The 21899-nt window shown below is 68.2% G+C and carries 23 protein-coding genes; 15 read left to right on the top strand and 8 right to left on the bottom strand.

Annotated features, from left to right (window positions below; translation table 11 throughout):
* Positions 1-101: 101 nt before the first annotated feature.
* The 3 genes from G6N57_RS23735 to G6N57_RS23745 all read left to right on the top strand — a co-directional run bounded on the left by G6N57_RS23735 (position 102) and on the right by G6N57_RS23745 (position 3525).
* Entirely contained in the window at positions 102-758 is a 657-nt protein-coding gene (locus G6N57_RS23735) for a biliverdin-producing heme oxygenase (protein ID WP_077739136.1), read from the top strand.
* A 238-nt stretch (positions 759-996) separates the two neighbouring features.
* The gene (locus G6N57_RS23740; protein WP_097926272.1) at positions 997-2595 is read left to right on the top strand and encodes a PPE family protein; all 1599 of its coding nucleotides are present in this window, start codon (positions 997-999) and stop codon (positions 2593-2595) included.
* Between the two features lie 117 nt (positions 2596-2712).
* Positions 2713-3525, top strand: a complete 813-nt coding sequence (locus G6N57_RS23745; RefSeq protein WP_077739135.1) for a hypothetical protein — start codon at positions 2713-2715, stop codon at positions 3523-3525.
* On the opposite strand, the gene G6N57_RS23750 is transcribed toward G6N57_RS23745, so the two are convergent.
* Positions 3522-4580 (bottom strand): 3-deoxy-7-phosphoheptulonate synthase, encoded by a 1059-nt coding sequence (locus G6N57_RS23750; protein WP_077739134.1) that lies wholly within the window; start codon positions 4578-4580, stop codon positions 3522-3524. The genes G6N57_RS23745 and G6N57_RS23750 overlap by 4 nt on opposite strands.
* Before the next feature lie 268 nt (positions 4581-4848).
* On the opposite strand from G6N57_RS23750, the gene G6N57_RS23755 reads away from it, so the two are divergent.
* Positions 4849-5802, top strand: a complete 954-nt coding sequence (locus tag G6N57_RS23755) for a LysR family transcriptional regulator (RefSeq protein ID WP_077739133.1) — start codon at positions 4849-4851, stop codon at positions 5800-5802.
* Here the strand turns inward: G6N57_RS23755 and G6N57_RS23760 are convergent.
* Entirely contained in the window at positions 5788-6924 is a 1137-nt protein-coding gene (locus G6N57_RS23760; protein ID WP_322790643.1) for a TDT family transporter, read from the bottom strand. The two genes, G6N57_RS23755 and G6N57_RS23760, sit on opposite strands and share 15 nt — an antisense overlap.
* A 76-nt stretch (positions 6925-7000) precedes the next feature.
* Positions 7001-8161 (bottom strand): CynX/NimT family MFS transporter, encoded by a 1161-nt coding sequence (locus G6N57_RS23765; RefSeq protein ID WP_077741695.1) that lies wholly within the window; start codon positions 8159-8161, stop codon positions 7001-7003.
* A gap of 140 nt (positions 8162-8301) precedes the next feature.
* Here G6N57_RS23765 and G6N57_RS23770 point away from each other — a divergent pair, with 140 nt between their 5' ends.
* Genes G6N57_RS23770 through G6N57_RS23780 form a run of 3 tightly spaced genes read left to right on the top strand, consistent with a single transcriptional unit; the run spans position 8302 to position 10611 of the window.
* Complete coding sequence (locus G6N57_RS23770; RefSeq protein ID WP_036444833.1) at positions 8302-8964, top strand: FadR/GntR family transcriptional regulator; 663 nt, start codon at positions 8302-8304, stop codon at positions 8962-8964.
* Between the two features lie 56 nt (positions 8965-9020).
* Positions 9021-10295 (top strand): MFS transporter, encoded by a 1275-nt coding sequence (locus tag G6N57_RS23775; RefSeq protein WP_077739131.1) that lies wholly within the window; start codon positions 9021-9023, stop codon positions 10293-10295.
* On the top strand, positions 10240-10611 hold the full coding sequence (locus G6N57_RS23780; RefSeq protein WP_075924369.1) for an ArsR/SmtB family transcription factor: 372 nt from the start codon (positions 10240-10242) through the stop codon (positions 10609-10611). The genes G6N57_RS23775 and G6N57_RS23780 overlap by 56 nt, the downstream gene beginning before the upstream one ends.
* A gap of 2 nt (positions 10612-10613) precedes the next feature.
* Here the strand turns inward: G6N57_RS23780 and G6N57_RS23785 are convergent, their stop codons facing one another.
* Positions 10614-11957 carry a sensor histidine kinase gene (locus tag G6N57_RS23785; RefSeq protein ID WP_075924381.1) on the bottom strand — a complete coding sequence of 448 codons (1344 nt, stop codon included), beginning with the start codon at positions 11955-11957 and terminating at the stop codon, positions 10614-10616.
* A 168-nt stretch (positions 11958-12125) separates the two neighbouring features.
* On the opposite strand from G6N57_RS23785, the gene G6N57_RS23790 reads away from it, so the two are divergent.
* The 4 genes from G6N57_RS23790 to G6N57_RS23805 are packed head-to-tail and all read left to right on the top strand — an operon-like array spanning position 12126 to position 14430.
* Positions 12126-12869, top strand: coding sequence for a Clp protease N-terminal domain-containing protein (locus G6N57_RS23790; RefSeq protein WP_077739130.1), 744 nt, complete (start codon positions 12126-12128; stop codon positions 12867-12869).
* A gap of 39 nt (positions 12870-12908) precedes the next feature.
* Positions 12909-13334 carry a PPOX class F420-dependent oxidoreductase gene (locus G6N57_RS23795; protein WP_077739129.1) on the top strand — a complete coding sequence of 142 codons (426 nt, stop codon included), beginning with the start codon at positions 12909-12911 and terminating at the stop codon, positions 13332-13334.
* Positions 13335-13378: 44 nt separating this feature from the next.
* Complete coding sequence (locus G6N57_RS23800) at positions 13379-13912, top strand: hypothetical protein (protein WP_077739128.1); 534 nt, start codon at positions 13379-13381, stop codon at positions 13910-13912.
* The gene (locus G6N57_RS23805) at positions 13876-14430 is read left to right on the top strand and encodes a GNAT family N-acetyltransferase (protein WP_077739127.1); all 555 of its coding nucleotides are present in this window, start codon (positions 13876-13878) and stop codon (positions 14428-14430) included. Before G6N57_RS23800 ends, G6N57_RS23805 begins: the two co-directional genes overlap by 37 nt.
* Here the strand turns inward: G6N57_RS23805 and zapE are convergent.
* Positions 14427-15464: a cell division protein ZapE gene (gene zapE, locus G6N57_RS23810; protein ID WP_077739126.1), complete on the bottom strand. Its 1038-nt coding sequence runs from the start codon at positions 15462-15464 to the stop codon at positions 14427-14429. The genes G6N57_RS23805 and zapE overlap by 4 nt on opposite strands.
* Before the next feature lie 34 nt (positions 15465-15498).
* On the opposite strand from zapE, the gene G6N57_RS23815 reads away from it, so the two are divergent.
* The 3 genes from G6N57_RS23815 to aftC are packed head-to-tail and all read left to right on the top strand — an operon-like array spanning position 15499 to position 19244.
* The gene (locus G6N57_RS23815; RefSeq protein WP_077739125.1) at positions 15499-16269 is read left to right on the top strand and encodes a pyrimidine reductase family protein; all 771 of its coding nucleotides are present in this window, start codon (positions 15499-15501) and stop codon (positions 16267-16269) included.
* 59 nt (positions 16270-16328) lie between these two features.
* Positions 16329-17906, top strand: coding sequence for an alpha/beta hydrolase (locus tag G6N57_RS23820; protein WP_077741694.1), 1578 nt, complete (start codon positions 16329-16331; stop codon positions 17904-17906).
* A 33-nt stretch (positions 17907-17939) separates the two neighbouring features.
* On the top strand, positions 17940-19244 hold the full coding sequence (gene aftC / locus G6N57_RS23825; protein WP_077739124.1) for an arabinofuranan 3-O-arabinosyltransferase: 1305 nt from the start codon (positions 17940-17942) through the stop codon (positions 19242-19244).
* On the opposite strand, the gene G6N57_RS23830 is transcribed toward aftC, so the two are convergent.
* Together G6N57_RS23830 and G6N57_RS23835 are read right to left on the bottom strand one after the other, a co-directional pair.
* Complete coding sequence (locus G6N57_RS23830; RefSeq protein ID WP_077739123.1) at positions 19236-19808, bottom strand: class I SAM-dependent methyltransferase; 573 nt, start codon at positions 19806-19808, stop codon at positions 19236-19238. The genes aftC and G6N57_RS23830 overlap by 9 nt on opposite strands.
* A gap of 75 nt (positions 19809-19883) precedes the next feature.
* On the bottom strand, positions 19884-20696 hold the full coding sequence (locus tag G6N57_RS23835; protein ID WP_133118367.1) for a helix-turn-helix transcriptional regulator: 813 nt from the start codon (positions 20694-20696) through the stop codon (positions 19884-19886).
* 26 nt (positions 20697-20722) lie between these two features.
* Between G6N57_RS23835 and msrB the strand changes: the two genes are divergently transcribed.
* Positions 20723-21139: a peptide-methionine (R)-S-oxide reductase MsrB gene (msrB, locus tag G6N57_RS23840; RefSeq protein ID WP_077739121.1), complete on the top strand. Its 417-nt coding sequence runs from the start codon at positions 20723-20725 to the stop codon at positions 21137-21139.
* Positions 21140-21154: 15 nt separating this feature from the next.
* Here the strand turns inward: msrB and G6N57_RS23845 are convergent, their stop codons facing one another.
* Positions 21155-21898 (bottom strand): class I SAM-dependent methyltransferase, encoded by a 744-nt coding sequence (locus tag G6N57_RS23845; protein ID WP_174814508.1) that lies wholly within the window; start codon positions 21896-21898, stop codon positions 21155-21157.
* Position 21899: the final 1 nt, after the last annotated feature.

Consider the following 21899-nt stretch of genomic DNA (forward strand, 5'->3'; position numbering starts at 1 on the left):
GTAGGCCCCCGAACCGGTAGACGCCGTGTTAGGTTCTCGACAGGTTGTCAGCATCATGCTGACAAGATGTCAAAGTTGAGCCCTACCAAGTGGAGCCGAGTATGCCGCCGAGCGCCGTCGCAACCGAGTCCGTCCGTTCACTGTCCGCGGCGATGCGTCAGGACTCGACCGACCAGCACGACGCCGCCGAGCATTCGCCGTTTGTCACCGAGCTGCTGAGCGGCCGGGTCAACGAGCAGGGCTACATCGACTACCTGCTGCGGCTGCGGGCGATCTATGCCGCGCTGGAAAGCGCCGTCCGCGAGCACCGCAACGATCCCCTCGTCGGCGCCGTGTACGACCCGGCCCTCGAGCGGTTGGATGCCATCGACGCGGATCTGGCCCATTGGGCACCCGGCGCGGACCGCGATGTCGATTCACCCGCCGTGCGCGCCTACTGCGACCGGTTCGCCGATTCTCCGTGGGGCGGTGCCCTGGTGGCGCACCACTACACCCGCTACCTCGGCGACCTCTCCGGCGGCCAGGCCATCGGGCGCATCCTGGGGCGCTCGTTCGAGCTCGATGGCAAAGGTCTGGACTTCTACGACTTCCCGATGCGGCCCAAACCGTACAAGGACGCCTACCGCGCCCGCCTCGACGGACTCGACCTCGACCCGGATGAGATCGACCGCGTGGTCGACGAGGTGAAACTGGCCTTCAGCCTCAACCAGCGCGTCTTCGACGAACTCGCCGAGAAGCTGCCCGCCTACCAGCGCTGACCTCACCCCGAACTCGAATTGACGATTCCGCCAACACATAGGAACTTCATACCCCAAATCAGCTGAAGTTAGCTTACGCTAACCATACTTAGCTGCTGGGGGGCAAAGCGATCGAAAGGAGGCTCCGGGCCGCCTGCGTGCAGTGCACCCCGGACAACCCGATGACCATCTGCACTCCCCATTCCAAGGCAGCAAACCGCGACAACGCGTCGTCGATCACCCTGCCGGACGGTCCCCGATGACCGCCCCGGTCTGGATGGCCGTACCGCCCGAAGTGCACTCCGCGCTTCTGAGCAGCGGCCCCGGCGCCGGACCGCTACTGGCCGCGGCCGGAGCCTGGAGCTCCTTGAGCACCGAATACTCCTCGGCGGCAAGCGAATTGACCGCACTGATGGGCACCGTGCAGGCCGGCGCCTGGGAGGGCCCGAGCGCCGAGCGTTACACGGCGGCACACGTGCCCTACCTGGCCTGGCTGAGTGAGACGAGTGCGAGCACCGCCGGGGTGGCCGCGCAGATCGAGACCGCCGCCGCCTCCTACACCGCCGCCCTGGCCGCGATGCCGACCCTGGCCGAGTTGGCCGCCAACCGCACGACCCTCGGTGTCCTGGTGGCCACCAACTTCTTCGGGATCAACACGGTCCCGATCGCCGTCAATGAAGCCGACTACGTACGCATGTGGATCCAGGCAGCGACGACGATGACCGTCTACCAGGGCGCCACCGCGGTCGCGGTCGCCACCACACCGACCTCCACACCGGCCCCGCTGCTGGTGACGCCGGGAGTCGGCGAAGCCGGTTCCGCATCGGCCACCATGACGCAGTCCGCGACCGTGGCCAGGGCTTCCGAGTCCGGTTCTTCCCTGAGCTTGAGCGACTTGATCAGTTCGTACGAGGAGTTCGTCGAGTGGGTGAAGGCCAACGATCCGATCGGCAATTGGTTGGCCGGGCAGTCTGAGCACTTCTACGGGATGTACGACCAGCTCAGGGAATTCATTCTCGAGCCGTGGCGGATTCCCCAGGTCCTGGCCGAGATCATCGCCGACCCGTCATTGCTGTTCACCACCTACATCAACGTGTTCTTCCTGGGTGCCTACACGGCAACGTTCGCGGTACTGGGTACGCCGTTGTACGCCGCGGCGGTCGCGGCGGCCTCCCCCGCGATGCTCGGCATGCTCGGGCTCATCGGACTGGCACAGGCGTACGACGTCCCGCTCGACCAGCCGGCCGAGGACATCGCCCCGCGTGCCGAGCAGCCCGCGGTGGCCGCGTTGCCCGGCTCCCCGGCTCCGGCCTCGGTTACTGCGGGTGCCGCACCTACGACGGCACCCACCTCCGCGCCCACCGCCCCCGCACCGTCAACTCCCACTCCGCTGCCTGCCGGCGCCGAGAACGCCCTCTATGCGGTGCCGGGCGGGGGTGCAGGATTCGGTTTCGGCTCGACATCGAAGTACAGCGCCACCGCCAAGTCCTCGGAGTCCGTCGGCGCATCGGCCGCTGCGGCCGCGACCGCGGCGGCGATCAACAAGCGACGGGCGCAGGCCCGCAAGCGTCGTGCCGGCACGGCCAAGGACCGCGGCTACCGCTACGAGTTCATGACCGCCGACGGCGACGCCGCCGCGCCGCCGCCCGAACAACGCTCCACCAGCGCCTCCGGCAGCGGCGCCGGCAATCTCGGATTCACCGGCACCGCAGTGAAATCCGCTGTCGCCGGTCCGGCCGGGCTGACCACGCTGGCCGATGACACGTTCGGCAACGGCACCACCACCCCGATGATGCCGGGAAGCTGGCAGAGTGAGGCAGACGAGCGGCCCGCCCCGGAAGACGAAGCCGACGCCTGACCGATCTGTGTTGAGGTGGTGAACAATTGGTGAGAACCGGCGCCGTCTGCCGCCTGTGAGGCCCGGGGTCCGGCATCACACGGCGATACTGGTGACTCCGAGCGAAGGGGGCACCGCATGACTTCCGACACCGCGCCGCAGCCCGGCAGCTGGGAAAGCACGCTCCCCCACTTCTCGACCGTGGAGACGCACGGCGAAATCACCGTACCGATCACCCACCCCTCGGAGACTCTTCGGTTCTTCGCCGGGCTCACCTTCGTGCTGTGGGCGCTCGTCGCCGTCGGGGCGGCGTTCTGGTGTCACCGCATGCAGACCCACGACCCGTCGCCATGGCTTGGTTTCGCAACGATCCTGGGCTCGTTCCTGCCCGCCATCCTCTCGACCATCGTCGCCGACGAGGCCCGCGACACGTTCGGGCAACGCCGGACCGGCAACTGGATCGCACTGATCCCTACCTTGTCCGGTATCGCCGTCGGGTTGCTCGGCGCCGCCGTGTGGTTCAGAGATTTCAGCGGCGGAGTCATCGCGCTCGCCAGCGCGGCGTGCTCAGCCGGCGCGGCGATCGCCACACTCACCGCATGGCGGGGCGTGCGTTACCTCCGGCGGCGTCAACACTGGCTGGCGGCGTTGCGGGGTCACGGCGTTCGTTCCACGGGCGAGCTGCGCAACGTGAAATTCCTGAACCGCTGGACCGCGGACGACCCGCAATTCACCGTCACGGTCGCGTTCGATGCTCCGACCGGACGCCGGGTGGTGACGGCGAACATGGTCGCCGATCACGCCCGGGTTCCGCTGGCGGGGTCACGCGTCGTCGTCTTCAGTGCACCGCACGACGCAGGCAACGACGTGCTGATCGAACTCGACCCCGCCAACCCGCCCAAGTTCGACCGCGATCCCGGTGGGCAGTACCGCAAGCCGAGCGGCACTTAGGAGTTGCCGACGGCCAACTCCCGCAGCACCAGATCCGTTGCGTCCCAATCCATGCACTTGTCGGTGACGGACTGGCCGTAGGTCAGCGGACGGGCCTCGGGCGACTGGGCACCGGCGATCAGGAAGCTCTCCAGCATCACGCCGCTGATCGGCAACCCGTCGCGCACCAACTGGGCCACCTCGGCGGCCACCGACGCCTGGCGGATGTGGTCCTTGCCGGAATTGGCGTGGCTGCAATCGATCACGACACGACCGGGCAGCCCGGCAGCGGTCAGCTTGGCGGCGGCATCGGCCACCGCGTCGGCCCCGTAGTTGGGTCCGTCGGTCCCGCCGCGCAGGATCACGTGGCAGTCCTCGTTGCCTGCTGTGCTCACCACCGCGCCCCGGCCCATGTCGTCCATACCGAAGAAGACATGCTCGGCCGCAGCGGCTTTCACGCCGTCGACCGCGACCTGGATGTTGCCGTCGGTGCCGTTCTTGAATCCGACCGGCATCGACAGGCCCGACGCCAGCTGACGGTGCACCTGCGACTCGGTGGTCCGGGCGCCGATCGCGCCCCAGGCGACGGCGTCGGCGATGTACTGCGGGCTGGTCGGCTCCAGGAACTCACACCCGACCGGCAGGCCGATGTCGATGATGTCGAGCAGCAGTTGACGGGCCACCCGCAGGCCACGCGCGACGTCGTAGGTGCCGTCCATGCCCGGATCGTTGATCAGGCCCTTCCAGCCGATGGTGGTGCGCGGCTTCTCGAAGTACACCCGCATCACGATCTTGAGCTGGTCTTTGAGCTCGTCGGCCACCTTGACCAACCGGCTGGCGTATTCCAGCGCCGCCGCCGGGTCATGCACCGAGCAGGGACCGACGACCACCAGGAGCCGGTCGTCCCGACCGGCCAGGATGTCGGCGATCTCGTCGCGGTCACGGGACACCCGCTCAGCGCGGCGCTCCCCCAACGGGAACTCGGTCAGTACGTCGTGCGGGCTGGGGATCGCGCTGAAACTGCGGACCCGGCGGTCCGAAGTGGCGGGTGCGTTGGCGATCTGCGCCAAATTCATTTTCAGGTGCCTTCCTGGTGGTGGGCACCTACGAGAGAACCGGCGCCCTGTAACGACGAAAGGCAGCGACCGATGGTCACTGCCTGGGCTCCGGGTGGATGCGTGCTTAGTGCTGCGCTTTATCGGCTCCGCCCGGAGCCTTGATAAAGCGCCAATAGCTGGCACACACACCGATAGTCACGTCGGCCAGGCTACACGACCGCCGACGCCGGACCACAACCGGGCAGTTCACAAGCGCGGTTTGTGACCACAACCTACGATCCTGGACATGCCGCTCAGCGCAAGGATGCCCGAGCTCGCAGCGTTCGAAGTGCTGCTGGCGATCGCGCGCACCGGCAGCCTCGGAGCCGCCGGCCGCGAACTCGGGCTCACCCAGCAGGCAGTATCGGCCCGCCTGGCGTCGATCGAAGCCCAGACCGGGGTGCGACTGGTGCAGCGCAGTCCCCGTGGATCACGGTTGACCGCCGCCGGGGTGGTGGTCGCCGAGTGGGCCGATCAGTTGCTCGATGTCGCCGGACGGGTGGACGCCGGACTGGCCGCGATGCGCAGCGAAAGTCACAGCCGGATCACCGTCGCGGCCAGCCTGACCATCGCCGAGCAGCTGATGCCACGGTGGTTGGTGTCGTTGCAGGCCGATGCCGCGCGCCGGGGTGTCGGCGCGCCGCGGGTCATTCTCACCGCGGCCAACAGCGACCAGGTGATCGCCGCGGTGCACGACGGTTCGGCCGACCTCGGCTTCATCGAATCTCCAGGCGCCCCAGCCGGTTTACACGGCCGGGTGATCGCCCGTGACGAGTTGGTGACGGTGGTACCGCCGGAGCACAAATGGGCGCGGCGATCGGCCCCGATCAGCCCCGCCGAGCTCAACGAGACCGCGCTCGTGTCACGCGAAACAGGTTCGGGCACAAGGGAAGCCCTCAGCGCTGCGCTGCGATCCGCGCTGGGACCGTCGATCCGGCAGGCCGATCCGGCGATCGAATTGTCCTCCGCGGCGGCGATGCGCGCCGCGGTGCTGGCCGGCGCCGGGCCTGCCGTGATGAGCAGGCTGGCCGTCGACGACGACCTCGCCCTCGGCCGGCTGCGCGAAGTGCCCGTCGCTGGGTTGGATCTGCGTCGCGAGCTGCGCGCGATCTGGTCGGGAGGGCGCACCCCGCCGGCGGGGGCGGTCCGCGACCTGCTCAGCCACATCGCGTCGCATCGCCTGACGTCAGCCGCGCAGTAGGCGGCCGGACCGCACCCCACGCACCGTGTTGGTGGCGACCGTCGCCCAGGCGCCCAACAACAGCACGTACAACGCCACCGCCAGCAAGGAGATCGCCACCGCACCGGTCGCCGCACCCAGCGCCGAGGCCCCCGTCACGCAGGTACCCACCGGGAAGGTGAAGCTCCACCAGGTCAGGCTGAACGACAACCCCCGCCGCGCGGCATGCACCGTCAGTGCCGCCGCGAGGCAGAACACGAACGCCCCGAAGCCACCCATCACCAAGCCGTACACGATGCCGAACGCGTGCAGGGCCGAGACCGTACCGGCGTCGGTGAGGACCGAACCGGCGTGGGCGGGCAGCAGATTGGCCGCGGTGATCGACTGGCCGACGACACCGAGCACGATCCACACCGTGGGGATCGCCTGCACCTGACTGAAGCCGCCGTGCATGAGCCGCGAATACACCATGGTCGTGGTGATCAGGCCGGCCAGCAGACTCAGACCGAACATGGCGTAGCAGCCCACCAGCAAGGTCATCCCGGCCTGCCCCGGCCCGAGGTGAGACAGCAGCAGGGCGCCGGTGGAGGCCGAGACCATGGGCGACACGACCGGCATCATCCAGGCCGGGACCGCCTCCACGTCGGTGTGATCCTCACGGGTGATCATCGCGAACGGAAGCCACAGGGCGACAACCAGTCCCAGTGCCGTACCGGCGGTCCACAGCACCACGTCCAGGGCCAGCGCCGCGGACGGGCCGATGATCGGGGGGCCGAACAGCAACGCCCCCGCCCCGACGGTGAGCAGTGCCATCGCCGGGGCACCGTAGAACTGACCCACCACCTGATGGGCGGCATACGCTTTCGCCTGCTCCCGATACCGGATCCAGTGCGTGGCGAACGCCCCGGTCAGCACCACCAACACGGTGCCGGCGAGAATCCACACCGCGGTGGCGAATCCGTGCAGACCCGGCAGCCGAAGCGGCAGGGTGGCCGCCGCGGTCGCGACGATGCCGGTGCCCATGACCGAGGCGAACCAGTTCGGCGTGATGTGCCGGAACGCCGAACCCGCACTGTCCAATTCGGCCAGTAGCGCGGTGTGGAACGGCCTCTCGGCGGTGTAGGCGGCTGCGTAGGTGGTCACCTCACCAATGGTGGTGGGCTGTTCCGATCACCGGTAGGCGCCGCAATGTTGTGGCGTCACAAACCAGGCTTGTGGCTCAGACGTAGCGGTTACGGCCGGCTTGTGCACCGGCCACCATCTGCACCAGGTAGACCACCAGGACCATGACGAACGGCGCGGTCCAGCCCGCGGTCATGTCGTGGAGCAAGCCGAACGTGAACGGTCCCACGCCGGCCAGCAGGTAGCCGAAGCCCTGCGCCATGCCCGACAGCCTCGCGGTGTCCTCGGCATCCCGGGCCCGCAGCGCGATCACGGTGAGCGCCAACGAGAACACGCTCATCCCGATGCCGACGAAGAAGCTCCACAGCAGCGGCGCCGCGCCCGGATTGACGAGCAGTCCGATCATGCCGACCATCCCGATCACCCCGAGGCCGACGATCCACCCGCTCTGGTTCTTCTGCTTTGCCGCCAGCGGCGGCACGATCAGGCTGATCGGCACCGCGAGGATCGACACCAAGCCGAGCAGCAGCCCTGCGTCGGTCTTGCTGACCCCGCTGTCGATGAACACCTCGGGCAGCCAGCCCATCATGATGTAGGCCAGGAACGACTGGCAGCCGAAGAACAACGTGATGGTCCAGGCCAGCGGGCTGCGGAGCAGGGACCGGGCGGAAGCGCCCGAGGCAGCTTCCTCGGTGCGGGCCTGACTGATGCCCCGCGCGCCCACCAGCCAGAACAGCAGCGCGACGACGGCCACCAAGGCCCAGGAACCCAGCGCCCCGCGCCAGCCGCCGAGCAGGGGCTCCAGCGGCGGGGTGACCGCCGATCCCAGCGCACCGCCGCCCTGCAGGGCCGCGGTGTAGACACCGGTCATCAGACCGATCTGAGCCGGGAAAGAACCCTTGATCACGACCGGGATGAGCACGTTGACCAGCGCGATTCCGCCCGTGGCCACCAGCGTCCCGCCGATCACCACGTAGGGGCCGTCCAGCACGCGGGTGACCAGACCGATGCTGAGGATCACCAGGGCGACCGAGATCGCCCGGCCCAACCCGATCCGGCGGGCCAGCCATGGCGCGGTCAGGCCCGCTGCGGCGAAGCACAGCCCGGGCAGGGTGGTCAGCACACCGGCCCAGACGGCCGAGGCGCCGAGCGATTCCCGCATTTCCCCGAGGACCGGTCCGATGCTGGTGATCGCCGGGCGCAGGTTCAGCGCGGTCAGGATCACCGCGACGACCAGGAGGGCTCCGCCTGCCGCCATCGCCCCAGGGCGGACCTCTACGGCACCGTCCAGCTCGAGCTCCAGATCGTGCTCGTAACCGTTCAGGGATTCATTGCGCAGGGTCCGACTCACCCGGTTATGATGCCATACATCCTATGATTGGATGAAAGGACTTTTGAGTGCCTCTCGCCACAACGCGACGCACGGGCCTGGTCGACCAGGTCATCGAGCAGTTGCGCACCCTCGTCACCTCCGGCGAATGGCCGGTGGACAGCCGGATCCCCACCGAGCCCGAACTGGTCGAGGCGCTGGGGGTCGGGCGCAACACGGTGCGTGAGGCCATCCGGGCGCTGGCACACAACGGCATCTTCGAAGTCCGCCAGGGTGACGGCACCTACGTCCGCGCCACCAGCGAGGTATCGGCAGCGCTGCGCCGGCTGTGCGGATCCGAGCTGCGCGACGTGTTGCAGGTGCGGCGCTGCCTCGAGGTGGAGGGCGCCCGACTGGCTGCCACCGCGCGCACCGACGAGGACCTGGCCGAGCTGCGCGCCCTGCTGGCACACACCGACACCACCGACCACGCGCAGTTCACCCACTCCGACACGGAGTTCCACCTGGCGGTGGTGCGCGCGTCGCACAACCCGGTGCTGATCGAGATCTACCGCGGGCTTCTCGAGGCGATCACCGCCAGCGTCGCGACCACGAGCGCAGGCCCGGGCGGCATGTTCCCGCACGACGAACTGGTCGAGGCGATCGCCGCCGGCGATGTCGAACGCGCGGGGCGCGAGGCCACGGGCTTTCTCGACGAGCTCCTGGCCCGGATGCCGGCTCCGGACTGCTGACCTTCGACTCAAGTCACATAAGTGCGCAACTGCGCACTTATTGACATACTGGCGGGGTGACGAGCCATCCCCTGCGCATCAGCTTGTTCCGGCGTCTGTACGCGGCGCAGGTCGTGGCGCTGCTCGGCACCGGTCTACTGACCGTCGCCCTGGGGCTGCTGGCGTACGACATCGCCGGAGACGACGCCGGTGCGGTGCTCGGAACCGCGCTGGCGATCAAGATGATCGCCTATGTGTTCGTCGCTCCGGTGATGGCTGCGGCCACCTCTCTGCTGCGGCCCCGGTCGGTCCTCGTCGCGACGGACATCCTGCGGGCCGGCGTCGCCCTCTGCCTACCATTCGTCGAATCCGTCTGGCAGATCTACCTTTTGGTATTTCTACTGCAGGCCGCATCCGCCACGTTCACACCCGCCTATCAGGCGGTGATCGCATCGGCACTGACCGACGAGCACACCTACACCAGGGCACTGTCGTTGTCCCGCCTCGCCTACGACCTGGAATCGCTGGCCAGTCCGGTACTCGCGGCCACCCTGCTGACCGTCGTCGGCTACCCCACCCTGTTCCTCGGAACCGTCGCCGGATTCCTGTCCTCGGCTACCGCGATCTCGCTGGCCCGCAGCCCCCGCACCCCGGAAACCGCGCGTCCGGCTCGGTTTCGCGACCGCACCCTGGCCGGCGTCTGCGTGATGTGGCGCTCGCCGCAACTGCGGGCCCTGCTGGCACTCAATGTCGTCGTGGCAGCCGCCACCGCGCTCGTGGTGGTCAACACCGTGATCTATGTCCGGACCCTGCTCGACGGTCGGGACAGCGGTCTTGCGTTGGCACTAGCCAGTTTCGGCGGTGGTTCGATGTTGGTCGCGCTGACGTTGCCGCGGCTGCTCAACTCGATCCCCGACCGCGCGATCATGCTCACCGGCGCAGTCGTCTGCGCCGGGACACTGGGCGCCACAACCGATTTCATCCTTGCCGCACCTTCCGGAGCGTTCGGCTGGATCACGCTGTGCACGCTGTGGGCGGTCACCGGTGCAGGCACCTCGATGATCAACACACCGTCAGCCCGCCTGCTGCGCCGCAACTCGACCGACCAGAACCGCACCGAGGTGTTCACCGCACAGTTCTCGCTGTCACACTCCGGGTTCCTGCTCACCTACCCGGTGGCCGGCTGGGTCGGCGCCACGCTCAACCAAGCTATTGCCGCCCTCCTACTGGCCGCGCTGGCTACACTCGCGACACTGGCGGCAGTCACGACGTGGCCGCGTCACGGGAGGGAGTTCCATGGCACCGCAGCCCGGGAGTCCATCGTCGCGGCCGCAGGACAGCCTGGTCCATGAGGGCGCGCCCAACCAGGAGCGGCTCGACGTCGCCAGCGAGACGTTTCGGATGTTGTCGGACCGCACCCGGCTTCACCTGCTGTGGCTCCTGACCCAGGGCGAGGCCGATGTCACCGCACTGGCCGAGGCCACCGGAGGATCCCGCACCTCGATCAGCCAGCACCTGGCGAAACTCCGTTTCGCCCGCATGGTCGACACCCGCAAAGACGGACGCCGGGTCTACTACCGGCTGCGCGACGGGCACCTGAGCCGTCTGGTCCAAGAAGGGCTCAACCACGCCGACCACCGCGTCACCGGGGAACCGTCGCACCCCTGAACTCAGAACGGCGCGTCCTCCACGCGCGCCCGTCTCAGCGGCAGCCGCAACAACAACCGCGCTCCGCCCAGCGGACTCTCCAGCAAAGCCGCTGTGCCACCGTGCAATTCGGCCTGCTGGGCCACCAGAGCCAGGCCCAGCCCGGACCCTGAACGCGACGCGGTCGAGCCCCGGGCGAACCGCTCGAACACCTCGGCCCGCTCCGCCTCGGGCACCCCGGAACCGTTGTCGTCGACCACGATCTGCACGTCGTCGGCCGAACTGACCGCGCTGAGCCGGATCTCGGTGGCACCCCCGTGTTTGACGGCGTTGGCGATGGCATTGTCGATCACCAGACGCAGGCCCGCCGGCATGCCGAGCATCAGCACCGTCGGCGAGGGCATCAGCGTGGCCCGCAAGCCCGGATAGGTGCGCAACGCGTCGTGCGCCGCGCGGTCGAGCAGTTCGGTGACATCCATCGGCACAAAGTCCTCGACCGTGGTCAACTCCCCCTGCGCCAACCGCTCCAGCGCGGTCAAGGTGCCCTCGATACGACTCTGCGTGCGCAGCACGTCCCCGATCACCTCCTGGCGCTGATCGGCGGTCATGTCCAAGGTGGACAGCACTTCCAGATTGGTGCGCATCGCCGTCAGCGGCGTGCGCAGCTCGTGAGAGGCCACCGCGGCGAAGTCGCGGGCCGACTCCAGCGCGGCCTTGGTGCGTTCCTGTTCGTTGCCGATGCGCGCCAGCATGCCCTCGACGGCCTCGGCGATCTCCACGGCCTCGCGCACACCGCGCACCTGCACCTCGTCGGGCTTGGACTGGGCGTTGATGGCCCGCGCCTGCTGCGCCAGCAGCCGGAACGGCGTGATCATCACCAGCGAGATCATCCAACCCACCACGATGGTGCTGCCGATGACACCGCCGCAGATCAACAGCACGCGCAGGTGCAGCTCGTCGATCCGGCGCTGGGTCTCGGCCAGCGGCGCCCCGAGCGCGATGCTGGCCGGACCGGCGGTGAACGTGCGCACGCGGTACTCGACCCCGTCGATCGTGGTGTTGGCGTAACCGTTCTCCAGCTTGGGCAAGACGATGTCGCTGGGGACCGAGACACTGACACCGCCGATGTGTGCGGTGCGGACCAGGCCGCCGTCGTCGGGCATGGACTTGTCCGCCGCGCCCTGCTTCGTCGCGCTGAGCAGCGTGCTCACGTCGCCGAGACTGCTCAACGAATCGAGACGCCGGTCCAGCTGGCTGTACTGGTCGTTGGTGACGCCGAGCCACACCCAGGTCCCGAGCGTGATCACGGTGACCACCACCGACAGCGCACCGACGATGACGATGGTGCGCAGCGACAGCACCCGCATCACCGGCCGCAGCACCGGCCGCAACAGGTTGAGCACGCGCTCTTCGAGATTCACCGGCGCTATCTTGCCCGATCCGCACGGGCGGATGCCCGGCGCTCCGGTCGCCGACGCCCGACCATCGTCAACTTTTGGTTGACGACCCGCTATCGTCAACCTAGAGTTGACGCCATGACCAAGCCAGTCACCCTCACCAACCCCGTCCGCCTCGACGACCTCATCGGCGCGATCAAGAAGGCGCACACCGAACCCCTCGAGCAGTTGATCGACGCCGTGATCGCCGCAGATGCCCTCGGCGACATCGCCGACCACCTCATCGGACATTTCGTCGACCAGGCCCGGCGCTCCGGCGCCTCCTGGACCGACATCGGCAAGGCCATGGGCGTCACCAAGCAGGCCGCCCAGAAACGGTTCGTACCGAAGGTTCCCGATTTCGACCCGGCCACCCTCGACCCCAACGCCGGATTCGGCCGGTTCACCCCGCGCGCCCGCAACGTGGTCGTTGTCTCCCAGAACACCGCGCACGCGGCAGGCAACGCCGAGATCACGCCCGAGCACCTGTTGCTGGCACTGTTCGCCGAACCCGACGGCCTTGCCGCCAAACTCCTTGCGGGTCAAGGCATCACCGAGGAGTCGGCCCGGGACGCCATCACCCTGCCGCCGCCGGCCGGCGAGGTCCCGGCCCTGATCCCGTTCAACGGCGGCGCCAAGAAGGCACTGGAACTGACCTTCCGCCAAGCACTTCGGCTCGGCCACAACTACATCGGCACCGAACACATCCTGCTCGCCCTGGCCGAGGCCGAAGACGAGGACGGACCACTGCACCGCCTCGGCGCCGACCCGCAACGATTCGAGACCGACCTGGCCGCCGCGCTGGCACCGTTCATGGCCAAAGACCAGGCCGCCGAAGAATGAGCCGGGAATGAAGGCGGCCGGCCATCCGTAGAACCAACCGTGATACTCAACGACGCCGCACGCGAACTGATCGGCGCAGGGGCCGACGCCACGCTGGTCACGCTGAACCCGGACGGCAGCCCACAGGTCACGCTGGTCTGGGTGGCGTTGCAGTCCACCCCCGACGGCGATGAACTCGTCACGGCCCACCTGTCCGAACACAAGAAGGTCCGCAATGTCCGCCGCGATCCCCGGGTCGCGGTGACGATCATCGACCCGGGTCGGGTGGGCGAGGTGATGCGCCCTTACCTGGCGATCACCGGCACTGCCCGCATCGTCGAAGGCGGCGCACCGGAACTCCTCAAGGAACTGGCCCAGACCCTGGCCGCTCCCGACGTTCCGTTCCCCCCGAAGGACGCGCCGCCGGGCTGGCTCACCCGGATCCGGATCGACAAGGTGGGCGGCGTCGGCCCCTGGGTGTCCTGACCCATCCGGCTGTAACACGTTTCACTGTGTGCGATCATGCCTGGATGCCTCGCTGGTTTGCGCTCATGTTCACGGCCATGGTGGTGGCTGTCACCGCACTCGTGGCCCCGCCGGCGGCCTCGGCCGAAGGCACACCCATCGGCAACATCGGCGACACCCTGCGGGTCCAGACTGCCAACGGCATCATCGCCGACGTCACTGTGCACGACGTGCTCGCCAGCGACGTTCCGCCCGGCTGGGGCTGGAACGGCTCGCCACGGTGGCGCGCCCAGGGCGGTCCGTGGCGGGTCCCGATCACGGTGACCACCATCCAGGCACCCAACCCCTACGCGATGGCACTGGCGTTCACGTTCAACGGCGTCACCCCGTACGCGGACGCCTACGCGCCCAAGCACACCGACGCGCCCAACCGGCTCGAAGAGGCGCTGCGCAACGCGCCCCCTGGCGCCACCGTCAACGGCGACGTCTACTGGGACGTCTACCGCGCCCTGGTCACCAACGTGGTGCTGACCGACACCAAGTCGGGCAAGCACCTGGCGCAGTGGAATCTGTGGCAGCCCGGCGCGCCCCTGCCTTGATAGTCACGCGCGCCGCGGCAGCCGACCTTCCGGAACTCGCCGCCGTCGCGGCCGTCACCTTTCCGCTGGCCTGTCCCCCGTCCGCGACGCCCGACAACGTCGCCGCCTTCATCGCCGAGAACCTCTCCGCGGAACGCTTCGGCGAGTACCTCACCGACCCGAACCGGATCGTGCTGGTGGCACGGGACACCTCAATCACGGGATACGCCATGCTGATTCACGGCGTCCCCGACGACGACGCCGTCCAGCGAGCGGTGGCGCTGCGGCCGGCGCTGGAGCTGTCGAAGATCTACGTGCTGCCCGACCACCATGGCGCCGGCGTGGCCCAGGCGCTGATGACCGCGGCCTTGGACGCCGGGACCCGATCCGGCGCGAGCTGTGTGTGGCTGGGCGTCAACCAACTGAACCAACGCGCGCAACGCTTCTACGCCAAGAACGGCTTCACCGTCAGCGGCACCAAGACCTTCCGGCTCGGGACCGGCACCGAGAACGACTACGTGATGGTCCGACCGGTCTAAGCGGTCTTCTGCGCGGCAGCGGTCAGGGCCAGCAGACGCGAGGTCGCTCGCAGGTACTTCTTCCGGAACCCACCGGCCACCATCTCCGGGCTGAAAATGGTGTCCAGCTTGGTCCCTGAGGCCAGCACCGGCACGCCCGCGTCGTACAGCCGGTCGGTCAACGCCACGAGCCGCAGCGCCACGCTCTGATCCTCGATCGGGTGCACCCCGGTGATGAACACCTCGGTGACTCCTTCGATCAGCGCGTGGTAGCGCGACGGGTGCATGGTGGCCAGATGCGCGCACAGGCCGTCGAAATCGTCGAGGGTCGCGCCGACGACGCCCTCGGCCCGCTGCGCCACCTCGTCGTCCGACAACGGCTCGGGGGCAGGCGGCAGGTCGCGATGGCGGTAGTCAGGCCCCTCGATCCGCACCGTGGTGAAGATCTGAGCCAGCGTGTTGATCTCCCGCAGGAAGTCCTGGGCGGCGAATCGGCCCTCGCCGAGCTGTTCGGGCAGGGTGTTCGAGGTGGCCGCGATCGACACACCGCGCTCCACCAACGCCGAGAGCAACCGCGAGATCAGCGTCGTGTTGCCCGGGTCGTCGAGCTCGAACTCGTCGATGCACACCACCGAGTACTCCGACAGCAGGTCGATGCACTCGTTGTAGCCGAACACGCCGGCCAGCTGGGTCAGCTCGCCGAACGTGGCGAACGCCGTCGGCGCCTCCCCCTGCGACAGCGTGTAATACGTCGAGGCCAACAGGTGGGTCTTGCCGACGCCGAATCCGCCGTCCAGGTACAGCCCGACCCCGGGCAGCACCTCGCGCTTGCCGAACAGCTTCTTCTTGCCCGCCCGTCGAATCGCGGCCTGTTCGCAGAAGCTGCGGCAGGACTCCACCGCGGCGGCCTGGGAGGGTTCGGCGGGATCCGGGCGGTAGCTGTCGAAGCTGACGTCGGCGAACGTCGGCGGCGGGATCAGCTGTGCGACCAGCCGCTCCGGCGTGACAGTGGGATGACGATCGGCGAGATGAGCGACGCCGCTGGACCCGTGCATTCAGGCAGCGTAACGACGTGCTCCAATTCAGTTCATGTCCGATGACACCGCCGGGACTGACCTGACCGTGCTGGGAAACGTCGAAAAGATCGCCGACGGACAACTGGCCGACTACTACGCATATCCCGATGACCTGCAGAGATGTTGGGTGCGTGGCAACATGATCAGCAGCCTGGACGGTGGTGCGACCGAGGACGGCAAGTCCGGTGGGCTGGGCAGCCCGGGCGATCGGGCTGTGTTCAATCTCATGCGCCACACCGCCGACGTCATCCTGATGGGCGCGGCGACGGTGCGGATCGAGAACTACTCCGGTGTGCAGTTGTCGCCGGCGCAACGGCAGGAACGCCAGCGCCGCGGGCAGGCAGAGGTGCCGCCGATCGCCGTCATCACCGCATCGGCCGAGCTCGACCATGACGCCAAGTTCTTCACCCGCACCGAGACACCGCCGCTGATCCTCACCGCCGCCAAGACCGTCGCCGATGCACGGCACCGGCTGGGCGCGGTCGCCGAGGTACTCGACGCGTCCGGCGCGGACCCGACGCGCGTCGACCCGGGCGTGGCACTGCGAATCCTGGCCGAACGCAAGCTCTTCCGGGTGCTGACCGAGGGCGGCCCGTCGCTGCTGAGTCTGCTCATCGAGAACGACCTACTCGACGAGCTGTGCCTGACCGTGGCACCGATCCTGGTCGGCGGGGTGGCCCGGCGCATCGCCACCGGTCCGGGCCAGGCGCACACCCGGATGCGGCCGGCACACCTGCTCACCGACGACGAGGGCTACCTCTACACGCGCTACGTCCGCGGGTAGCGCCGACGAGCGCTTGCGCAAGGAGCATCGGCTCAGCACGTGTCGCTACTGTGGTCAGCATGCGTCATCAGCTGGTGAAAGCCCTGAGGAGATCGGCGGTCGCCGCGCCCGTCCTGTCATTACTGCTCACCTCCTGCTCACCACTGTTCGCCGCAGATCCGCGCTACGCCACCAACTCCGGCGCCCACCCGCAGGGACAGCCCGAGTCCACGTCGGCGGCCCCGCCCGGTCCGCCCGGTATCGACGCGCCCAAGAACGACCTGTCCTGGCGGGACTGCACCCCCCGGGTGTTCAACAGCGCCGGAATCCAGCCGCCCGCCGACGTCACGCTGGAGTGCGCGAGCTATGACGCCGACCTCGACTCGATCAACGGGGCCACCGGCACGGTCAGCATCGGCGTGGTGCGGGCCCGTTCGCCCCAGACCCCGCCCGACGCCGGTCCGCTGGTGATGACCACCGGATCCGACATCCCAAGCTCGGTGCAGCTGCCGACCTGGTTGGCGCGCTCGGGAACCGACATCCTCAAGACCCACCCCATCGTCGCCGTCGACCGGCGCGGCATGGGCATGTCCGGCGCACTCGATTGCCGCGACGTCTACGACCGTCAGGAAATGCTGGACCAGACCCAGTTTCAGGCCGGCGACGATCCGGTGGCCAACCTCGGCGCGGTCACCATGACCGCCACCACCAGTTGCACCGACACCATCGCCCCTGGCGACTCGGCCTACGACAACGCGCACGCGGCCGAGGATCTGGAGCGGCTGCGCAGCACCTGGGACGTGCCGACCCTGGCGCTGCTGGGCATCGGCAACGGCGCACAGGTGGCCCTGGCCTACGCCGGTTTGCATCCCAACAAGGTGTCGCGACTGGCCCTCGACTCCCCGCTGCCGCTGGCAGTCGGTGCCGAGACCGCCGCCGAGCAACGCGTCAAGGGCCAGCAGGCCGCGCTGGACGCGTTCGCCGCGCAGTGCGTGGCCACCAACTGCCCGCTGGCTCCCGATCCGAAGGGCGCCGTCGACGCGCTACTGGCCGATGCGCGCGCCGGACGCGGCCCCGGCGGGGCCTCGGTGGCCACCCTGGCCGACGCGATCACCACCGGAATGGGCTTCCCGCAAGGCGACCGGATCGCCGCGACCAACAACCTGGCGACGGCCCTGGCCGCGGCTCGCGCCGGTGACGCAGGCCCGATCTCGGCCCTGATCACCCAGACCGACGGCCTGCGCCAGACCGACGGCCAATTCGTCAACTCCTGCAGCGACGCGCTGAACCGGCCGACCCCGGACCGCGTCCGTGAGCTGGTGGTCGCCTGGGGCAAGCTCTACCCGCAGTTCGGCGCCGTCGGCGCACTGAACCTCGTCAAATGCCTCAACTGGCCCAGCGGCACCGCACCGAAAGACCCGCAGGACCTCAAGATTCCGGTGCTGCTGCTCGGCGTGCGCAACGATCCGATCGTCGGCAGCGAGGGCGTCGCGGCCGTCGCCGCGACCATCATCAACGCCGGTGCCAACAACCGCCGGGTGATGTGGCAGGGCATCGGCCACGGCGCCAGCATCTACACCGCGTGCGCTCTGCCCCCGTTGACGGGCTATCTCGACAGCGGCAAACTGCCCGAGACCGACACGTACTGTCCCGCCTGACGCCGGGCCTGATCGGCGTCGGTATAAGGTTCGCTGGTGGCCGAAGCAGAATCCACGACCAATCCAGTCAGATTCGGTCTTCTGAACCTTTTCCGTCCTCGCACCACCCCGCCGAGCACCGCCTCGGTGCTGCGTTCGGTGCTGTGGCCGCTCGCGATCCTGTCGATCATCCATCGCAGCTACGTGCTGGCCACCAACGGCTACATCACCGACGACTTCGGTCCGGTGTACCGCGCGGTGTCGAACTTCCGACGGCACTGGGCCATCTACAACGAGCACTTCAGCTACGTCGACCCGCACTACCTGTATCCCCCGGGCGGCACGCTGCTGCTGTCCCCGTTCGGCTTCCTGCCGGAGTTCGCCTCCCGCTTCTGGTTCGTCGCGATCAACGCGGTGGCCGTCATCATTGCGGCCGCCCTTCTGGTGCGCCTCTTCAAGTTCTCGCTCACCTCGGTGGCGCTGCCGGCTCTGCTGCTGGCCATGTTCTGCACCGAATCGGTGACCAACACATTGGTTTTCACCAACATCAACGGCTGCATCCTGCTCGCCGAGGTGCTGTTCTTCACCTGGCTGCTGTCGGGGAAGGTGGGACATCAGTGGTGGGCCGGCGCGGCGATCGGGATGACGCTGGTGGTCAAACCACTGCTCGGCGTGCTGCTGCTCCTGCCGCTGCTCAACCGGCAGTGGCGTGCATTGGTGACGGCGATCGCGGTGCCCGTCGTGTTCAACGCCGTCGCCTGGCCGCTGTCGGCAGACCCGATGGGCTTCGTCCGCAACACGCTGCCCTACATCATGGAGACCCGCGACTACTTCAACTCCGCCATCCTGGGCAACGGCATCTACTACGGGCTGCCGATGTGGCTGATCGTCGCGCTGCGGGTGACATTCGTGGTACTCGCCGCGGTCAGCCTGTGGCTGCTGTACCGCTACTACCGCGAGCGCGATCAACTGTTCTGGATGCTGACGTCCTCGGGCGTGCTGCTGATCACCTCGTGGCTGGTGCTCTCGCTGGCCCAGGGCTACTACTCGATGACGCTGTTCCCGTTCCTGATGACCGTGGTCCTGCCGAACTCGGTTCTCCGTAACTGGCCGGCCTGGCTGGCGGTCTACGGGTTCATGACGATGGACCGCTGGCTGCTGTGGCGCTGGCCCACCACCGGGCGGTTCCTGGAGTACATGAAGATCACCTACGGCTGGTCGCTGATGCTGGTCGTGGTGTTCTGCGTGCTGTACTTCCGGTATCTGGACGCCAAACAGGACGGCAGGCTCGACGGAGGTATCGACCCGCCGTGGCTGAGCCGTCCCGAGGCCAAGGACAAGGAAGCCGCGTCAGTCTGAGGTGAACTGCATGACCTGACCCGCCAGCCGGGTCCGGGTCTGCATCTGCAGACCGTGGCGCGCGCAGACGTCGTCGAGTTCGCCGGGATTCACCAACCGGAACGGTGACCGGTCGAGCCGGTGGATCGCCGTCGCCATCGGAGTGCGGGTCAGGTCGTAGCCGGTGAACACACCACCGGGCCGCAGCACCCGGGCGATCTCGGCGATCGCCTTCTCCCACTCCACGATGTGGTGCAGCATCAGGCAACTGAGCACGGAGTCGAAGGAGTCGTCGGCGAACGGCAGATCGGTGGCGTCGGCCCCGCGCACCGTCACATCCGGGAACCTCTGCAATCGCCGGGCCGCGGTGCGCACCATGGCCGGGTCGAAGTCGGTCGCGGTGATGGCCAGCTCCGGTTTCGCCTGCCGCAGTCGAACTGCGATATCGCCACTGCCCGAGCCGATTTCGAGCACATCGTGGCCCAGCCGATCGATCGGGATGCTGCCGAGCACTGCCTGCCCGGTCCCCGTTCGCCACAGCGCCGTCTTGCAGAAGGCGCGCTCGATCTGTGACATTGCCGGCATGGGAGCTCCTGTCCTCGGTGTGTGCGTCGAGCATCGCGCCGAATCGCGGGGCAACGCTTGAACGGATCCGTCCGATCAGCCCAATGCCCGCGCCACGTCACTGGGGGCGATACCGGTCAGCTCACGACACACCCGGGTGGCATGCGCGCCGTCGGCGAACCCGGCCAGATGCGCCGCATCGGTGATCGACGCCCCCGCGCCGAGATGCTCGAGCGCGGACAGCAGGCGCGTCCACCGCGCCATCGCCCCGAACGACGTCCCGGTCTGTTTGCGGAAAAGCCGGCCAAGATGGTCCGCCGACATCGCCACCTCGCCGGCCACCGAGCCCAGATCGGTGCGACTCGGGATCCGGGCCGTGACGAGTTGGATCGCCTCGCGCACCTGCGGGTGCACCGCTGCCTCGGTGTCGGCGCCGAACCAGCCCAGCAGCGCGTCGATGACCATCTCCGCCGCACCGGCGAGATCCTCGGCCCGCACCGCGTCGGCCACCGACGCCGCCAGTGAATCGGCACCGCCGATCGCCCACAGGCCGGCATGGTCACCGTGCGCCCGGATCACGGCGTTGAGCGTTGTCGCAGTGGATGTTTCAGCACCCAGATACACCGAAAGCGCCGCACTCGCGCCGCCCGGCCGCATCGCATGCCGGGTACCGCCGGCCACCGCCGCGACGGAGCAGCGCTGTTCGGCACCGTCGCCGGACACCAACACCAGTGGGCCACCGATCCCGACCGCGAGCTGCACCGCGGGATGGTGGTGCACCTCGATGTCACCGAACGAACCCACCACCGCCGTCATGCCGGGCCTGGTGAGCCAGCTGCCGCCCATACCGCAGGCTAGCGCGCCGACGGCGGCCTGCGCTTGTACGGATCCGTCGTACCTGGCGCGCACCGGCGGACACCACGTAATTTGGGTTCATGACGACCGACGGTCCCAAGCTGCAACTGACCGATGACGAGTGGCGCGAGAAGCTGACCCCCGAGGAGTTCGCGGTGCTGCGCCGGGCCGGCACCGAACGGCCCTTCACCGGTGAGTACACCGACACCAAGACCGAAGGCGTGTACGAGTGCCGGGCCTGCGGCGCCGAGTTGTTCCGCAGCAGCGAGAAGTTCGAATCCCATTGCGGGTGGCCGTCGTTCTTCGATCCGGCCGATTCGGCCGCGGTGATCCTACGCTCGGACACCTCGCTCGGCATGCGCCGCGTCGAAGTGCTGTGCGCCAACTGCCACAGCCACCTGGGTCATGTGTTCGAAGGCGAGGGCTACCCCACCCCGACCGATCAGCGGTACTGCATCAACTCCATCTCGCTGAAGCTGGTGCCCAAGACCACCTGACCCCAAAGGCGGGGGTCAGTCGACGCGGGTGGCGTGCACCTCCCAGAACGGCATGTGCACCCGGCCGTCGACCAGCCACGGCTCGATGACGCGCAGTCGCTCCAGCACCGGGGCCATCTGGTCGGCCATGTCGGTGTCACGCGCAGCCATCGTCTCGAAGACCTCGACGCTGACGTTGCCCTGATACGTCGTGGTGCCGAGATAGGTGATCTCCCACCCGGCGTCGGGAAGCACCCCGCGGAAATCGTCGGCAGTCATCGAACGCGGCATCTTGAAGCCGTTCACGTTGTGCTCACCGAACTCGTACATGTACAGCCGCGCACCAGGTTTGGTGGCCCGGTGCAGGGCGCGTACGTACGACTTCTGCATTTCGGGCTCACCGGTGAAGACGTGGTAGAACGCGGTGTCGACGACGGTGTCGAACTTCCCCTCCAGCCCGTCGAGCCTCGTGGCGTCGGCCACCCGGAAATCCACCGTCACGCCGGCCTTCTGCGCGTTCTGCCGGGCCCGCTCGATCGCGGCCGGTGACGCGTCAACACCCGTGGCCGACAACCCTTTTGACGCATAGTGGATGGCGTGGTGACCGGGACCGGTACCCGGATCCAGCACCTCCCCCTTGACCGCACCCAAGGCGACGAGCTGCTGCACGACCGGCTGCGGCCCACCGATATCCCACGGGGTCGCGGCGGGCAGGCCGTGCGATGTCCGCTCGTCGCGGTACATCTCTTCGAAATGATCGGATTCTTGCGGAGCAGTCATG

Source organism: Mycolicibacterium boenickei (assembly GCF_010731295.1).
Taxonomy (GTDB): Bacteria; Actinomycetota; Actinomycetes; order Mycobacteriales; family Mycobacteriaceae; genus Mycobacterium; species Mycobacterium boenickei.

Bases quoted from the DNA above. Each gene is read 5' to 3' on its own strand.
- G6N57_RS23820 (WP_077741694.1), top strand. From the start codon at position 16,329: ATGCGTCATCAGCTGGTGAAAGCCCTGAGGAGATCGGCGGTCGCCGCG.
- G6N57_RS23745 (WP_077739135.1), top strand. From the start codon at position 2,713: ATGACTTCCGACACCGCGCCGCAGCCCGGCAGCTGGGAAAGCACGCTC.
- msrB (WP_077739121.1), top strand. From the start codon at position 20,723: ATGACGACCGACGGTCCCAAGCTGCAACTGACCGATGACGAGTGGCGC.
- G6N57_RS23740 (WP_097926272.1), top strand. From the start codon at position 997: ATGACCGCCCCGGTCTGGATGGCCGTACCGCCCGAAGTGCACTCCGCG.
- G6N57_RS23755 (WP_077739133.1), top strand. From the start codon at position 4,849: ATGCCGCTCAGCGCAAGGATGCCCGAGCTCGCAGCGTTCGAAGTGCTG.
- G6N57_RS23780 (WP_075924369.1), top strand. From the start codon at position 10,240: ATGGCACCGCAGCCCGGGAGTCCATCGTCGCGGCCGCAGGACAGCCTG.
- G6N57_RS23750 (WP_077739134.1), bottom strand. From the start codon at position 4,580: ATGAATTTGGCGCAGATCGCCAACGCACCCGCCACTTCGGACCGCCGG.
- G6N57_RS23785 (WP_075924381.1), bottom strand. From the start codon at position 11,957: ATGCGGGTGCTGTCGCTGCGCACCATCGTCATCGTCGGTGCGCTGTCG.
- G6N57_RS23830 (WP_077739123.1), bottom strand. From the start codon at position 19,808: ATGCCGGCAATGTCACAGATCGAGCGCGCCTTCTGCAAGACGGCGCTG.
- zapE (WP_077739126.1), bottom strand. From the start codon at position 15,464: ATGCACGGGTCCAGCGGCGTCGCTCATCTCGCCGATCGTCATCCCACT.
- G6N57_RS23765 (WP_077741695.1), bottom strand. From the start codon at position 8,161: ATGGCGGCAGGCGGAGCCCTCCTGGTCGTCGCGGTGATCCTGACCGCG.
- G6N57_RS23800 (WP_077739128.1), top strand. From the start codon at position 13,379: ATGCCTCGCTGGTTTGCGCTCATGTTCACGGCCATGGTGGTGGCTGTC.
- G6N57_RS23735 (WP_077739136.1), top strand. From the start codon at position 102: ATGCCGCCGAGCGCCGTCGCAACCGAGTCCGTCCGTTCACTGTCCGCG.
- G6N57_RS23790 (WP_077739130.1), top strand. From the start codon at position 12,126: ATGACCAAGCCAGTCACCCTCACCAACCCCGTCCGCCTCGACGACCTC.
- G6N57_RS23845 (WP_174814508.1), bottom strand. From the start codon at position 21,898: ATGACTGCTCCGCAAGAATCCGATCATTTCGAAGAGATGTACCGCGAC.
- G6N57_RS23815 (WP_077739125.1), top strand. From the start codon at position 15,499: ATGTCCGATGACACCGCCGGGACTGACCTGACCGTGCTGGGAAACGTC.